Here is a 14,474-nt window from a genome sequence, read left to right on the forward strand (position 1 = left end):
GGTACTTGTTAGAAGGCTGGTGTTCTATTTTGGGGGAAACATTTCAACGATGGTGAAATCGACCCAGAACAGTGACTGTGTGTTGGGAATGTTATCAATGAGCGCCTGACCGATCTCTTTCGAGGGATCCTGCAAATCCTTCCACCAGGGCTTATCGGCGAGGTACCCATATTGAAAGCCAACAGGCGCAGGCGCGAAGGTTTTGCCCCATTCTGTGAATTCACCCACCATTTGGTCAAAAGATTCAAATCCCTGGCTGTCATTTATGAATACGATTCCATCGCGGACAGTGGGCGGCATCCAGGCGGAATCCCAGTGTTTGAGGAACAGACGATAATTCGAGTTGTGTTTTCGGATCGCGCTCACCCAATCCTGCGCAACCTCGTCTGTGATCGGTTCTCCCTGCGGGCCTTTCGTTGACTGATACCATTCCACATCCACGCCGAAACCGACGACGCTGGGATGATGGCTGTACTGGTTTAGCACGATGTCGATCAATTCGTCCATGCTGGCGTTGCCTGCCTCCACTTGAAGCCAGACATCGTATCCCTGTTCGTCAAAGGCGGTGAGCAATTCTTCGTTCATGTCCACGTATCCGCAGGTGATGTTGGGGTCAGCGGTTTCGCAGTTGAAGTTGAGATAGGTTCCTTCTCCAGAAATAATACCGACGATCCAGATCACGGCTGGCCTTGCGCCTTCGAATTTCGCGGCGATCTGCTTGCCGACATCGGGCCAATACTCGTTGCCTGGGTTGAAGGTTGGCCCATAAGGTGAATAGCGATAGCCCGCCTCCAGTTTGGCGGGAGTTTGCGCGGGTGCCGATGTGCAGCTTGTGAGGAGCAGAATGATGAACGCTGTGTAAAGAATTTTCATTGCTATGACCCAGTTCCTGTGTAGCTATTTACACCTTTTGTCCACACCCAATAGGTGAGGGCAAACAAGCCAATGCCGATGACGGGGGAGAAGTAAGTGAGGTGCGAAACATCCTCGGGCCGTAAAAATATCTGCGATGGATAGAAGGCGATGAAACCGATCGGCAGGACGTATGTGAAGGTGAAACGAAAAGCGCCGTCGAAGATGGACATGGGGTAGGGGGCAAACTCACGCAATCTCCATGCCAGCCCCAGCACGGGGTATGAGTCCAGCACCCAGAAGGCGGCGCAGGCAGCCAGCACCACAATGGAAATTTGCACGAGCGCGGCGCTGAACAAGGTAATGAACAGCAGACCCACGCGGCCAAACGTCCATGCCACATGAAGTTGACTGGCGGTATAGATCAACAAGGCGGTCCCCACAAAAAGCTGGGTCAAGCCCTTCAGGTCGAACATTTCGGAGGTGTAGTAGAACATCATGTTCAACGGGCGGAAGTAGTACTTCAGGAAATTTCCCTGCTGCAGGTTGAAGCGTAACTGCCAGAAATGATCGAAGATGATCTGCATGGGTGAGATGGCGATCATGTAAAAGGCGTAGATGAAAGCCATTTCCATCAGCGACCAGCCCGCGAGGTCGGGCACAGTATCGAAGATGACCCAAAACACACCCAGTGTGATGAGGCTCGAAAAGAACATTCCGATCGAACTGATGATAAAGTCCACGCGATATTGCAGGCGCGCCTTGATGTATTGCGCCTCGATAATGAAGTACAGTCGAATGTATTCGCCGATGCTGCGCATGACTAGCCTCCCGCGATCCGCAAGACTTTGACCGCCTGCTCGAAGAAGAGACGGGTCAGGGCGTACAGGACGACTGCCCAGACAACCTGAACAATCAGCATGCTGACGAATATCTGCGGATCCTGATCGGGCTTGGTCAGCATCATCAGCGGGGTGTGATAAATGGTTTGAAAAGGCAGCAGCAGCAAAATGCTTTGCAGTTTTGCGGGGAAGAACTGCAAGGGAATCAATGCGCCTGAAAGCGCAAGGATGATGATCTCCTTGGTGGTGCTCAGGCCCCAGACCGATTCAGTGTAGAACGCGAGGATGCCGATGAAATAGTCGAAGCAGAAACTGATGACGAATGCGAGGAGCAGGCTGAGGGGAAAGAGAAGCGTTCCGATTCCCAGAGGAATGGCCACTTTGAAGACCAATGTAATGATGAGAAGCGTCGGAATGGTGATGACCATCAAACTCATCAGCGTTTGACCGAGGCTGGTAAAGAGGATGTAGGTCTGATAATCCAGCGGCTTGGTCATGTAAGTGGAGATGATGCCTTCGCGGATCTCGTATGAGACTTCCCAATCCACATAGGTTTTGAGCAGGATGAAAACAGCGGAACCGATGGCGACATACAAAAATGTTTCGTTGAAGGTCATGCTGCGCAAGGTATCTGAATTTTTGTAGATGCTGTGCCACAGATAATAGGCTACACCGAGATAGATGAAATTGCCGATCAGCGAAAGCAGCGGACCGAAGCGATAGACCAGCCCAACCATGAAAGAGCCGCGAGTGAATGCCAGATACTTTCTCATGCCAACGCTCCATCGTAAATGCGCTGAACGACATCCTCCATGGCGATCTCCACGATGCGGACATCCAGAATGGAGAAGTTGGTCATCACACAGTTCAATACTTCCGACAGCGGCGTCAAAGCCTGGTCGATGGTGATATCCGTCCAGAATTCTTCGGTTTGCGCAACGGTGATCTTGTTCGTCGCGCCGAATTGCTCGGCAAGTTTTTTCTTGAGCGCATCGAGCGTGCCTTCGTCGAAATCGTTGACCTGAACCTTCAATGTGCGATATGCGCCGAACAAGGCATTGACCTTCTTCGTATCGCCATCGTACAGTTTTTTGCCTTTGTCGATGATGATGACGCGGTGCGACAGGGCTTCGACATCGCCGAGGTCGTGCGTGGTCAGGATGATGGTCGTTTTGCGGGCCGTGTTCAATTCCTTGATGATGGTGCGGATCTTGGCCTTGATGGAAATATCCAGCCCGATGGTGGGTTCATCCAAAAAGACGATCTGCGGGTTGTGCAGGAACGAGGCGGTGATATCGCACAACATGCGCTGACCGAGCGAGAGCGTGCGCACCTGCTGTGAGTACAGTGCTTTCAGCCCGACCAATTCATTGAACATGCCCATGTGCTCATCGAAGGTCTTTTGTGAGACCTTGTAGATCTCTTTCAGGATCTTGAACGACTCGATGACGGGCAGATCCCACCATAATTGTGTGCGTTGACCAAAGACCACGCCCATGATCTGTGCCTGACGGATGCGATTCTCGAACGGCACATGGTCGTTGATGCGGATCTCGCCGCCCGACGGCTTGAGGATGCCCGTCATCATTTTGATGGTGGTGGATTTGCCCGCGCCATTCGGCCCGATATACCCGACGATCTCGCCCGCTTCGATATCGAACGAGATGCCGTCTACCGCTTTGACGGTGCGATAATCTCCCGAGAACAGGTCGCGAAATGCGCCGCCCAGTCCTTCGCGGCGGTTGAGCACTTTAAAGTGCTTGGCAAGATTGTTGACGTGAATAAGGCTCATGTTTTTTTCCAATGAATGGGGTAGGGCGTTGATTGTAGAATAAACGTTCTACAGCGTCAAGGTGTGTTTTCCCCTTTTATGTCGACTTTCTCAAAGTCGGTTCAAAATTCCTTGAATATCTGGATGAAGTGCGTATCGCTCAAGCCGTTGATGGTGAAGATCAAACGCGCATCGCCTGCCCTGTGAGATTCTTCGATCTTCCAGCGCCATTCGCACAGCCCATTTGAGTCGGCGGTTGCTTCCATTTGCAAAGACTCACCTGATGGGGGGACATAGATCAATCTACAAACCGTTCCCGGGGCTGCCTCCGCCGAAACGGTGAGGTAATTTTTCAGCAACGCTTTTTGTGGGATATGGACGGTGAAATCACCGTAAGGGGAGACCGTTAAAGTAGCATTTGGCAGAGATTCGGGGAGCCTCCTGCCATCGCTAACCCGGGCTGCGAGAAGCAGGAGGATGGCTAATGGGAAAACAAACAGGACGAGACGGAAATACCATTTTATATTCTTCATGATGGACAAGTATATTCCGTCTCGTGAATTGATATGGAAATGTTTAAAGTTTTTGCTGATGCCATTCCTGTGTCACGGCATCCAGCGCGGAAAGATATTGCCCGCGCTCAAACACGAACGGACCCAGCCCGCTATAGTCGAGCGGCTTCCAGCCTTCTTTGAGCGCATCCGCTTCGTCCACGAAAGGACTGTAGGTGTTACTGCTGAGGTAGGGACTGCGCAGGTCGCTCCATGTGATGGTGCGTTCATTGAAGGCGATATCTGCGGTAATGCTGCCACAAAGCTCGATGGTGCAGGTGCAGGTCAGAAGGACGCTTCTTGCGTATATTTTCCTGCCCAGCATTTCGTTGCGGAATTGCCCAAAGCGCGGCACTTCAAAACCGATGTAACTGGAACGGGTCTTGATATCCCCATCCCAATCCTTCTTTTCGATTTTTGTAACCAGGTCGATCAGGTTGCTGTTGTTGATGTAGATATTGATCACAGGAAAACGATACCCGCCCTCTTCATCCACGTACTGCTCGATAACGAATTTGATGGTATCCATTTCAATCTCCTATTTCGCGCAACGGGGATTTGCCAATACAAAGAAATCCTGTGGCCAGGCTTCTTTTATATTGGATGTTGCGCTAATAAGGGATGAATGAAGGAGATTTATGTCATCATGACAGTATGTTGTTATTATACTGCGCTACTTGATTACCCGCCCGTCGGAGGCCCTGCGAGTTAGCTTTGCGCCCCGCATCGTCCGTTCCTATCATGTATAATACCCCCATGCCCATACAGTGGATTGAACATAAGGGAGCAAAAATCCTCCTCATCGATGTCTCCAACCTGGAGAATGACCACGTCACATTAAACGCGCATTTGGAAACACTGATCGCCCTACTAAAGACAGAGCCCAAAGACTCGGTTTTAGCGGTTGCGGATTTGCGCAACACAAACCTAAACAATAATGCGCTGATGGTGCTGATGCGAAATGCGTCTTTGGCGGCTCCCTACTTTTGCAAAAGCGCGCTGGTCATCGAATCAAATAATGCGCGGAGCATCGTTCTCGATTCATTTAACATGATTATCAAGCGTGTTCCCAAACGCTTTGACGACCTGGACGCCGCCAAAGCGTGGTTGGTCAATGACATCATTCAGCCCCCAGTTGATGACAGACATACGCTGAAACAGAAACAGCCTGTTGGATAGCATCTCATCTTCCTGCAAACCAGCCTCCCCGAAAAGGGAGGCTGGTTTTTAATCGTTAATGCAAGCTGAACAAACGCCTCTACACATTTATTTCGTTACCATCGCCAGCAATGATTGCGCCATCTTTGAACTTATATTTATCGAGCATGTTTGTTCGCTCCGCCCGTCAGCAGGGACAAGACCTTCCGTGACAAACTGATCACGGGCGTGCCCAACTTATCGAGATTTTCCGCTGCTTTGATGAGACCTTCAATGCTGACCGAGTACCATTTTTGATTCGGCTTGGGTTTGACGGCTTCATCTGCCAGTTTGCCAAAATCTTCGGCGACTTCGGCGGCTTGTTCGGCAGGGAGTTTTTGAATCATGGCGTCTACCGCTTCGCCCAGTTGCAGCAGAGTGTCTTTGAGTTCGGGGGCAATCTCGGCGGAGTTGATTTTGTTGTAATTGCCAGAAATCAGGTTGCCAGATAAATCTCCACCAATTGCAATACCACCATTCTCAGCTTTAATGTTTTTGTCTCTGCCAGTGAAGTCGCCACCGCCAGTGTTGACATTGTAAATAGTGGTCACATTAGTCTCTTGACCTCTTGCTTTCCAACTTGAAGCAGGTATTCATATTTCAATGGTTCTGCGAGGGCTTCAGGCAGGGACTCGTTTTTTCGGGATTCAATCCTTTGATTGACGCATGAATCTCATCCAACTGATACCGTATCGCGGACAGGGCGTCTCGCCGCGTGTGTTCTTGACCATCAATGGCGATGGTGATCTTGCGGTCTTCAATATCGGCTTTGACCAGGGCTTTGTTCTCGCCAATTTTGAGCACAACGCCCGTGCGCCAGACGAAACCATTTTCAATCTTCTGGTTCATGCGGACAATGAAGCGGGTGATGACGCTGGAGGGCAAAACGGGATAGGCATACTCAAAGGCAGGGACGCCGTTGAATTTCAGTTCGGCGGGTTCGTCTTTGGGGAGCAGGTCAGGGACGAGGAAGGTTTTATCGGCTTCAATGTCGTAGCACAGTTCGAACTTTTTCATCATGTCCACGATGAAGAGACGTTTGCCGCGCGGATATTCGGGCAGGTTGAGAATCTCATCGAGCATGGACGTGGTGAGCACGCCTTTGTTTTGGAACAAGGTATGCGAGTTGAGAATTTTGTACACGCCATTCGTGACCCACTGCGGATTGAGAATGCCGAGCGCTTCGAGGCGGGGATCATCCTGAAAGTGCAGGACAACGCCGAGGTCGTGCAGGAAGCCGATCAGCGTGCGTTGACTGGTCTCATCGCTGACTTCGTTTTCGGCGCACAGTTCGAGATATTTATCGTGGGTGATGAAATTGGACTGGCGCCCCAGTTCTTCCAGTTTGGTTTTGACGGTGAACCAGGTTTCAGGCAGCAGATCGCGGACATGCGGCAGGTTGTTGACCTGCTCGGTGATGGCGGCTTTGAGTTCTTCAATGCCTGCGCCTGTGGCGGCGGAGGTTTCGAGGATACCGACGATGTTGGGATATTTCTTTTGCAAGCCTGTGCGGTCAATGTCGAGCGGGTGCTGGTCAATTTTGTTGCCAACGATCAGGACAGGCGACTCGCCGCCAAAGGATTGGATGATCTTGAGCCAGTATTCGACACGGTTTTCTTCCTGAGTTAATCGGGAATCAAGAACCAACATATAAAGACTGCGTTTGGTGAGGAAGAACTGGTGGGTGGCGTGCATGATTTCTTGTCCGCCGAAATCCCAGATGTTGATTGAAGATTTAGATTTGAATTTCGTTTTAAACTGACTTATTGACCTTCCATTGGCTAATTGAGATACCCTCAGTTTTGGTTGATTTTCTTCAAAGGCGTTTTGCCTTGAACCTGTAACAAAATGGTTGAGGGGAATTTGTGGATGTTTTACCGAACGGATATAACCTCCTCCCAAATTAAATTTTGCGTCACTGTTTTAGAATTTCTGGAGGAAGTTATCTTTTGCGAATTTAAATCCAACTTAAGAGTTCCCTAGTTTTAAATTTGATTGGCTCTTTTGAGTTTTTCAGTGAAACCTGAAAATAGGTTGCTAAGAAATTACCGAGGCTTTTGGGAAATTTTGTCATTTCCGAAAGCTTTACCTCAAAGCTTTTCAGTTTTCCATGATTGTTTGGTAAGATTCAATTCTTGTATCATAACAGGTTGATTAGGCTTTTGAAATTTTCAATTTGTCTGGTATGACTTAAATTTCATTTGAAGAAATTAAGTTCTTAAGTTCGTAAGATTTGTAATTTGGCAAATCATTCTACAATTTCAGTTGCAAGAATTGAACCAAATTCTTCGGAATTCTATCAATTTCAGGACCAACTTATTTGTGCTAGTTGATTCACTTTCTGTTTTAAAACTTTGTACATCGTTAATTCTAGCAATTTAGTTTTAGTTAGTGTCTTATAATTGAAAATTAAATCGGTTGTTTAAAAATGTTCAAGTTGAAGTTAATTCAAACGGAAGTGACTTGATTTGCGAAGTTATCTATTTCAACTCAGAAAATCGCCAATGTTGTGGCCTCTTGAATTTCTGTTCTTAGATCCAAAATGTTAGTATTGCTTGCAATTCAAATTTCTCGGGGGGGGGAGTCAAGGGGGGGCTCCTGGACTGCCAATCGAGGTTGCAATATGCCTTGAATCCATATTCTAATACTCACCCGCAAACTTCTCGTGGACCCAGAGGAATTCCTGGCGTTTGTTCATCACGCGGACGAGACCGCCGAAGCCAGGGTCTTTGGCTTTGAGCAGGGCGTGGAGTTCGCGCAGGGTGGAGCCGTCAGAGCGGAGGGCGACGCCATGTTCGAGATTGGTGGAATCCGCTGTGCCGAGGAAGTCGCCGATCTTGGCGGTTTCGCCGAGGGTTGCGTCAATGATGGATTTGCCGAAGTCGAGTTGTTCTTCGATGAGTTTGTAGGCGGTTTCATCCAGCGCGAGTTTGACGGCGGAGGAGGCGACGGGGAGCACCATGCCCAGCGTGCCTGTCAGGAATTTCAAATAGGGGCTGGCTTTCTTGAACCATTCACGCTCCAGTTCGAGGTCGTAGACGCCTTTCTTCATGTCGCCGTTGTTCAAAACGGGGAGCGGCAGGCGCGAATGTTCACACCATAAGACGAGGCGGAACTTTTCACGAATCCAGGTTTTGGGATTGAACGCGCTGCGGTCAACGGGGAAGAAACTGAACAGGCGCGGACCTTCTTTGGCTTCGTCGGTGAGGACTTGCAGGAGGTCGGTGTAGGTTTTGTCCACTTGGGAGAGAATGCGGCGCGAGGTGACGTTGACTTCATCCAGTTTGTCTTTGATGGCGGCGAATTCAGATTGCAAATCAACCAGCGAGATTTGCTGCGCGGCGGCGGGCGCGTTGCGAAGAAGCGAATCAATGTTCTGCCATTCATTGCAAACAGGACATGGAAACTCATTCCTGTTCTTGCGTTTGCTGTCTATCAATTTTTCAACTTCAAACAGACCCGTGCCAGGCGCGTGTTTTCCGCAGGGTTCAATGCACGGAACCATCACGTCACAGCGCAAGCCTTCCCAAAAACTTTCGACGAGGAATTTCACTTCGCGGGTCAACATGCCGAGCAGTCCTTCGGGGTACGGCGAGCGGACGGTAATGCGGACGTCGTTGCCCACGTGTTCAAGAAACGCGCGGCTTTTGTATTCATCCTCCAGCACCAGCCCGCGCTGCCAGTGGACGCTGGCGTTGTAATCGGCGCGACCGAGGGAATATTTATGCAGGCGGACGATCAACTGGTAGAACAATCCTTCCGCGCTGGCAGATTGACCGTTGCTTGCGTCCACGATGTGACAGATCTGCGTCTGTTGGATGTCGCCAGACGCGGGAGAGGATTTCCACGCGTCGGAAATATTCTGCGGGCGGATATCGGGGACGAGTTGACCGATGAGACTGATCGGGTCAGAGTCGCTTCGGGATGTCAGATCAGCCACACGGTAGGAAAGATCGAAGCGTTCCATCAGGCGGAGAAAGATCGGGTGGAGAGTCGCAGGATAGCGAGGCGTCGTCCGCGCGGTTTTTGTCATCCCATAATTGAGCGAGGCGCGAGAATTTCACCAAGCCGTGCGCGGCGCGCGTCGCTTCATCGTCGAGCACGTAACTCATGGCGGTGGCGAGCCAGTCGGGACGGAGGATGACGATGTCGCGCAGGGTCGGGTCGTTTTCGTAATGCGTGAGATGACCGAGGCGGTGCGAGATGGTGATGAAGAGCCGCGCGATCTCATCATCCATGTTGTGGGCGCGGCAGATGTCGAGGACTTCACGCAAAGGCAGATACGGCGCGCCCTTGTCTTGCAGGGCTTGACGGACATCGGCAAAACTCTTCGGCACGGAGCGACCGACTTCGGGCAGGCTCGCGGCGACCTGGGCAATGGCGCGTTTGAGTTCATCAATGCCTTTGCGGTTGCCGTGCTCGTCGGGTTTGCTTTCGACGAAGAAAAAGTCCACGACGGTTTCCTTGCCGAACAAGTCCCACAGTTCCTGACGGTCAATATCGGGCTGACGCTGCTGCGGTCCGCCGTGCGTGGCGACGACGAGAATCTTCGCGCTCGGCTCGCGGCGCTTGACGAGTTGAATCCATTCCTTGACCTGTCCCGCCTGCGAACCTTCGCGCGGTTTCCACACGACGAGATAGACGGCGGGCGCGCTGAAGAATAACTGGTGCGTGGGGCGGTACACCCGCTGTCCGCCAAAGTCCCAGGCGTTGAGGGTGATGGTGGTTTGGGATTCGGTGGTGACGTTGAAGGATTGGATTTCTATGCCGTGAGTGGAGTCGTGGGGTTGGAAGGGTTTGTCGAGTAATGCGTCAAGTAAACAGGATTTGCCTACTTCGCCTTCGCCGATGATGATGAGTTTGGCTTCGTTGAGAGTGATTTGCCCTTCGGCTTTGGCGCGCAAGTAGGCTTTGACAGCGTCAAGACCTTGTTTATAGGCTTCGGCAAGTTCGGGGTTGAGGGGTTGTTGTTCGAGACATAAGTTTCTAAGTTGAGCTTCATTTTGGATAACCAATGTCCGTCATCGGGGTAAAACCTTATGTAATCTGTTGGAAGGGGGCGGGGGGGGGTTTGTTTTTGCTCAATATCAATCAAGAGGTTGTCAATCGACAATAATTGTCAGTCGTTGTTAATTATTCTAGAGAGTCACTCTTTTAATCTTGATCCAATCAATGTTGATGAAGTTTCGTGATAATCTGAGGTTGCCAAACCACTCAAGTTCAGTCTGTCTAATTTGAAATCTAGTGATTTCAATTGGATGAGTCCAAGCCATTCTGGTAAATCTGATAAATTGATTCCAATTGGGTAAGTTGAGCAATTACGATTTGGTCAGTTGATTTGAATTTGCGAGTTTGCAATTGTCGTCAACTTCTAAGTTTGGCTTGCCGATAAATCCAATATTGGCTTATTAAGATTTCAATTTCGTTTCTGGCAATTCATAAGTTGGTTTTTAGAAAGGTAAGGGATTGTAAATTCACGAAGTGTATAGCGGTCTGGAACTTGATTTACTTGATTGAAGGATGTCGAGATGGTTACCATGATTGCAACTCAGCAAGCTGACCCAATAGATTTGGGTTAGCCTCTTGAGACTGTAAACTTTGATTGCCAGCAGACCGATGCAATTTGTGCGCTCAAATGTGCGGGAGCTCTTCTAACTGAATGACTGTCGGCAACTCAGTCCATGGGTGCCGTTTTCACGATAATGAATGGACATTTCTTGTTCGATGCCGATTTCAAGGGCTGCTTCGATTTCCTTTTCTGCTGGTAAGCTTTAAGTTGTGATGAACCATGATTTTTAGTTTCCCTTTGACGTTGGGGTTTCCGCGTACATTTCAGCGAAGTGTTCCATCAACAGGCGGTGGACGAAGATATATCCGCCACCGACGCGGCGCAGGAAGATCAGGTCAACGCAGTGGTTGAGGAAGGGGACGAGTCTCCACGGGAGGAGGTTGTTGCGGGCAAGGATGAAGCGGAGGGAGTAGTGTTGGATTATAGCGAAGCCTCCATAATATAGTCCGACAAACAGCCCAACAATCGGACCAACAGAAAGCCCAGCAACGAACCCAGCAACCAGCCCGTTACTCGGCTCATCACTTGCCCACGAAATAAATGCGGTGAACAACCCGACAATCAACCCGCTGATCAACCCACTAATCAACCCAGAACCTAGAAAGGTATAAAGGAAACTTTTTGCTGAAAAAACAAGCATTTGCCCAGGATATGTAATTTGATTTATCTGCTGTGCACTCAACCCGCCAAGCAGCCAGGCAATAAGTCCGAAGAACAGCCCGAAGGCCGTCGTACTCACAACCAGTCCGCCACAGATTATGCCGAGAATCATGACGAGAAACTGTTCCCCAAATATTTCATCCGTCAATAAGGAAAGTATCACAGAAAGTATCATGGAAAGTATCGACAGGATTGCCCCTCCCATGAACCCACCAATAAAGGCATTTCTTGCATTATTCCAATTCCATGATATAGCATCAACAGTAGATATTTCTTGCTTCTTGCTGTTCAATCCGGCAAGCAGCCCGCCAAGCAGCCCGGCAGGCAGCCCGTAGATCAGCCCGAGAGGCAGCGCACTAAAACCCCAAAGCAGATCTTCAAGCGGACTGCCGCCGGTCAGCACTTCATACACGTAATACAGCCCCATAAGCAGTCCACCAAGCAGCCCGCCAAGCAGCGCACCCAAAAAGCCTTTTCTTGCATTGTTCCAATCCCAAGATACGGGTTCAAAAGAAGAAACTTCTTGGCGTTTGATGCTAGTTAGTATGATACTCAGCCAGACACTTAGCCCGAACCATTCTCCAAAAACAAGCGCAAAATATGGATCAGGATACAACCCACTGGTCAGCCCAAAGATAAGTCCGATGACTATTCCAATGAGCAATATATATATAAGTCTGTATCGAAGAACCTGCTTTTTTTTATCGAGCCATATGGGCTGCATTGTCTCAAGTACATACGGAACCTGATTGTGTACAATCATTTTTCCCGCAAGCCACGAGAGCCAACGTAATACATCCTGTTTTCGAGAAGGCACATTTATTTTGCGCAGGCGTTTGAACATCCGTTCAATATAGGCATTAAAAAGATGTTTACGCCTTGTCTTCTGATCCCCTGATACCAATATTTCCTCATCCTGCTTATCCCGATAAGCCAGGACCATAATGCTCAAAAACAAGGGTGTCTCTGCCATTTCACGCAGGGCGCTGTCTTTTTCAAGCACCTGCTTAATGCCCGCCAACTCATTCCCGAAGCGGTTGAAGAATTCAGTAATCTGTCCCTGCGTCAGCGGCTGGACTTCGATTGCGCCTTCAAAGGATAATTTCGCCTTGAGGTCGGCATAATCCTGACTGCGGCTGCACACGGCAAGCGAGGTCAAGCCGTGTTCTTTTCTAAAGGCGTTGATCGCTTCTACACACTTGGCGCGGCTTTCCTGCCGCACTTCGTCCAAGCCGTCCAAGAGCAGGAGTAGTTTATCTCCCTTCACCCAGTCGGGCGCGGTTTTGCGCGGGACGCTGTACAGGTTGTTCAACTCCTGTGCCAGCCAATCGGCGAGGGAGAATTTTTCTGTCCACGAGGCGAGGTTGAGCACCATTGGGATGGGCTGGGTCACGTCTTCTCTGGCGCGTGCAATCAACCCGCGAGCGAGCTCCAATAGCACAGTCGTCTTGCCTGAGCCCGGCGCGCCGAGGATCAGCAGAGAACGTCCCATGCCGATCGAGTCGAATATCTCCAGTATGGATATCCCAGCGGGGAGGGTTTCATCTGTGGATTCTTTTTTAATCGTCCACGGATATTGGGTCACTGCTTCGGGGTTTTGTTTTTTGCCCAAGTCCAATAACGCCGCGCCATGCAGGGAGGCGTCCAGTACGCCTTTGATCCACGCGTTTTCGACGTGTCCCAGCAGGATGCGGCGGTTGCGGTGCTCGAGGGTTTCAGAGTCGCTTTTGAAGATGTTGAAGAATCTTTTGGATAAAGGTGTTGTTATCCCCGATAAAGACGTTGCTATCCCTCTCACATCTCCGCTGATGGAGATGTTTTTTACCGGCCCGCCCGTTTCCCCTTTGCGGTTATCCCCGCTATTCGCTATATTATACGACCTCTTTTTCGCTTACAGCCCCAGTCTTTCGCGGATTCATTTCAAAGCGTTGAAATCGCCCCCCACTCAACCATAGGCAATTCACCAAACCTATGCATACTCCCCATTACCACAGCTGCATTTGCGGGCAAATTGGTAATTCCCCATCGAGCGGCCTCTTCCACCCAATCCATACTCAACTGTGCATACACAAGCCGCACGCCTGTTTTCTGACAGAATCGCACAGCTTCGTACAGTCTTGTCCTCGTAATTTTTTCTATATGTACCTTCTTTTTATGCTCATCCCCCACCTCCAGCCAGAACAAAGTCTCGAACCCGTGTATTCTGCCCCATGCCAGACAGTCTGGAATGACAGACATCTCCGGCATACGTACTTCACTCCAGCCGGTCCAGATTTCCGCATGGGGCCAGGCAGAGCGTAACCATGCTGGCCATCGGCGCGAAATATGTCTGTGCGGCGTTTGGGCATGATGTGGTTGTTCTTCTTTACGAGCCGTAAACTCCACACCAGAGGGTGCTCCCCAACTCCGCAGGGCAAGTGACAGCCCGCGGTCTTCCAAACTCCAGAAAGGTTCTTTGTCTTGTTTTGATGGCGAATTAATTTCCCCGCTTGGTTCTTCAACAGGGATTACATGGTTTACCAGATGTTTGTCTTTCAGGGCCGCAAGATATTGGTGTGTTTTCTCCTCTGACAGGTCAGATAAAGAAGCGATCTCTTGCGCATCCCCTGTTATGGTTCTCGCCAGCACTCGCAGGCAACTCAACTCCTCAGGAGCCAGGGAAAGATATTTATCCTCCACAGCGGGTGGCCGTTTGGGGGCATCGTGCCATAACCGGGGCGGACGGGAAAAAGCCGTCCAGTCTGGTTGTTTTCCCAGGGGTGTAATCGCACAAGGGGCATTTAGCCCAAATAGCAGGGAATGCTTGACCTCTGCCAGATACCACTCCCAGGTCCATCCACCTGAACCCAGAGCGAGGCACCGGGTCTTTTGGTTTTCAAATGGGCTGTCAATCTTTGCAAAAGGGGGTGATAAACAAAAGGTGGAAGGCCGTTCAAAGCGCCAATGTGGAAAATAAAAGTATCTGTCCAGCCATCGTCAAACTTCAGGCTGACCCAATCGGAGAAGGTCATTTTGCCAATGCGAACGCTCAT

14 protein-coding genes are annotated in these 14,474 nt (G+C 50.1%); 1 reads left to right on the forward strand and 13 read right to left on the reverse strand.

Annotation, left to right across the window (positions count from 1 at the left end; genetic code table 11):
- Positions 1-24: 24 nt before the first annotated feature.
- The 6 genes from IPI86_RS20560 to IPI86_RS20585 all read right to left on the reverse strand — a co-directional run bounded on the left by IPI86_RS20560 (position 25) and on the right by IPI86_RS20585 (position 4,545).
- The gene (locus IPI86_RS20560) at positions 25-873 is read right to left on the reverse strand and encodes a hypothetical protein (RefSeq protein ID WP_345299886.1); all 849 of its coding nucleotides are present in this window, start codon (positions 871-873) and stop codon (positions 25-27) included.
- A gap of 2 nt (positions 874-875) precedes the next feature.
- Entirely contained in the window at positions 876-1,673 is a 798-nt protein-coding gene (locus IPI86_RS20565; protein ID WP_345299887.1) for an ABC-2 family transporter protein, read from the reverse strand.
- Positions 1,674-1,675: 2 nt separating this feature from the next.
- A complete protein-coding gene (locus IPI86_RS20570; RefSeq protein ID WP_345299888.1) occupies positions 1,676-2,467 on the reverse strand; it encodes an ABC-2 family transporter protein in 792 nt (263 codons plus the stop codon).
- Positions 2,464-3,486: an ATP-binding cassette domain-containing protein gene (locus IPI86_RS20575; RefSeq protein WP_345299889.1), complete on the reverse strand. Its 1,023-nt coding sequence runs from the start codon at positions 3,484-3,486 to the stop codon at positions 2,464-2,466. The genes IPI86_RS20570 and IPI86_RS20575 overlap by 4 nt, the downstream gene beginning before the upstream one ends.
- A 101-nt stretch (positions 3,487-3,587) precedes the next feature.
- Positions 3,588-3,998 (reverse strand): hypothetical protein, encoded by a 411-nt coding sequence (locus IPI86_RS20580; RefSeq protein ID WP_345299890.1) that lies wholly within the window; start codon positions 3,996-3,998, stop codon positions 3,588-3,590.
- Between the two features lie 43 nt (positions 3,999-4,041).
- The gene (locus IPI86_RS20585) at positions 4,042-4,545 is read right to left on the reverse strand and encodes a hypothetical protein (RefSeq protein WP_345299891.1); all 504 of its coding nucleotides are present in this window, start codon (positions 4,543-4,545) and stop codon (positions 4,042-4,044) included.
- 227 nt (positions 4,546-4,772) lie between these two features.
- Here IPI86_RS20585 and IPI86_RS20590 point away from each other — a divergent pair, with 227 nt between their 5' ends.
- The gene (locus tag IPI86_RS20590) at positions 4,773-5,195 is read left to right on the forward strand and encodes a hypothetical protein (protein WP_345299892.1); all 423 of its coding nucleotides are present in this window, start codon (positions 4,773-4,775) and stop codon (positions 5,193-5,195) included.
- Positions 5,196-5,332: 137 nt separating this feature from the next.
- On the opposite strand, the gene IPI86_RS20595 is transcribed toward IPI86_RS20590, so the two are convergent.
- From IPI86_RS20595 to IPI86_RS20625, 7 genes are all read right to left on the reverse strand, one after another.
- Complete coding sequence (locus IPI86_RS20595) at positions 5,333-5,764, reverse strand: hypothetical protein (protein WP_345299893.1); 432 nt, start codon at positions 5,762-5,764, stop codon at positions 5,333-5,335.
- A gap of 49 nt (positions 5,765-5,813) precedes the next feature.
- Positions 5,814-7,115 (reverse strand): COR domain-containing protein, encoded by a 1,302-nt coding sequence (locus IPI86_RS20600; protein WP_345299894.1) that lies wholly within the window; start codon positions 7,113-7,115, stop codon positions 5,814-5,816.
- Positions 7,116-7,854: 739 nt separating this feature from the next.
- Positions 7,855-9,246, reverse strand: coding sequence for a COR domain-containing protein (locus tag IPI86_RS20605; protein ID WP_345299895.1), 1,392 nt, complete (start codon positions 9,244-9,246; stop codon positions 7,855-7,857).
- A complete protein-coding gene (locus IPI86_RS20610; protein ID WP_345299896.1) occupies positions 9,146-10,228 on the reverse strand; it encodes a COR domain-containing protein in 1,083 nt (360 codons plus the stop codon). The genes IPI86_RS20605 and IPI86_RS20610 overlap by 101 nt, the downstream gene beginning before the upstream one ends.
- A gap of 780 nt (positions 10,229-11,008) precedes the next feature.
- Complete coding sequence (locus IPI86_RS20615) at positions 11,009-13,240, reverse strand: NACHT domain-containing protein (RefSeq protein WP_345299897.1); 2,232 nt, start codon at positions 13,238-13,240, stop codon at positions 11,009-11,011.
- Positions 13,241-13,362: 122 nt separating this feature from the next.
- A complete protein-coding gene (locus IPI86_RS20620; RefSeq protein WP_345299898.1) occupies positions 13,363-14,070 on the reverse strand; it encodes a hypothetical protein in 708 nt (235 codons plus the stop codon).
- Positions 14,071-14,222: 152 nt separating this feature from the next.
- Positions 14,223-14,474, reverse strand: a complete 252-nt coding sequence (locus tag IPI86_RS20625; protein WP_345299899.1) for a hypothetical protein — start codon at positions 14,472-14,474, stop codon at positions 14,223-14,225.

The sequence above is a fragment of the Candidatus Villigracilis affinis genome, assembly GCF_016705895.1.
In the GTDB taxonomy this organism is placed as follows: domain Bacteria; phylum Chloroflexota; class Anaerolineae; order Anaerolineales; family Villigracilaceae; genus Villigracilis; species Villigracilis affinis.

Bases quoted from the DNA above. Each gene is read 5' to 3' on its own strand.
- IPI86_RS20560 (WP_345299886.1), bottom strand. From the start codon at position 873: ATGAAAATTCTTTACACAGCGTTCATCATTCTGCTCCTCACAAGCTGC.
- IPI86_RS20565 (WP_345299887.1), bottom strand. From the start codon at position 1,673: ATGCGCAGCATCGGCGAATACATTCGACTGTACTTCATTATCGAGGCG.
- IPI86_RS20570 (WP_345299888.1), bottom strand. From the start codon at position 2,467: ATGAGAAAGTATCTGGCATTCACTCGCGGCTCTTTCATGGTTGGGCTG.
- IPI86_RS20575 (WP_345299889.1), bottom strand. From the start codon at position 3,486: ATGAGCCTTATTCACGTCAACAATCTTGCCAAGCACTTTAAAGTGCTC.
- IPI86_RS20580 (WP_345299890.1), bottom strand. From the start codon at position 3,998: ATGAAGAATATAAAATGGTATTTCCGTCTCGTCCTGTTTGTTTTCCCA.
- IPI86_RS20585 (WP_345299891.1), bottom strand. From the start codon at position 4,545: ATGGATACCATCAAATTCGTTATCGAGCAGTACGTGGATGAAGAGGGC.
- IPI86_RS20590 (WP_345299892.1), top strand. From the start codon at position 4,773: ATGCCCATACAGTGGATTGAACATAAGGGAGCAAAAATCCTCCTCATC.
- IPI86_RS20605 (WP_345299895.1), bottom strand. From the start codon at position 9,246: ATGACAAAAACCGCGCGGACGACGCCTCGCTATCCTGCGACTCTCCAC.
- IPI86_RS20625 (WP_345299899.1), bottom strand. From the start codon at position 14,474: ATGAGCGTTCGCATTGGCAAAATGACCTTCTCCGATTGGGTCAGCCTG.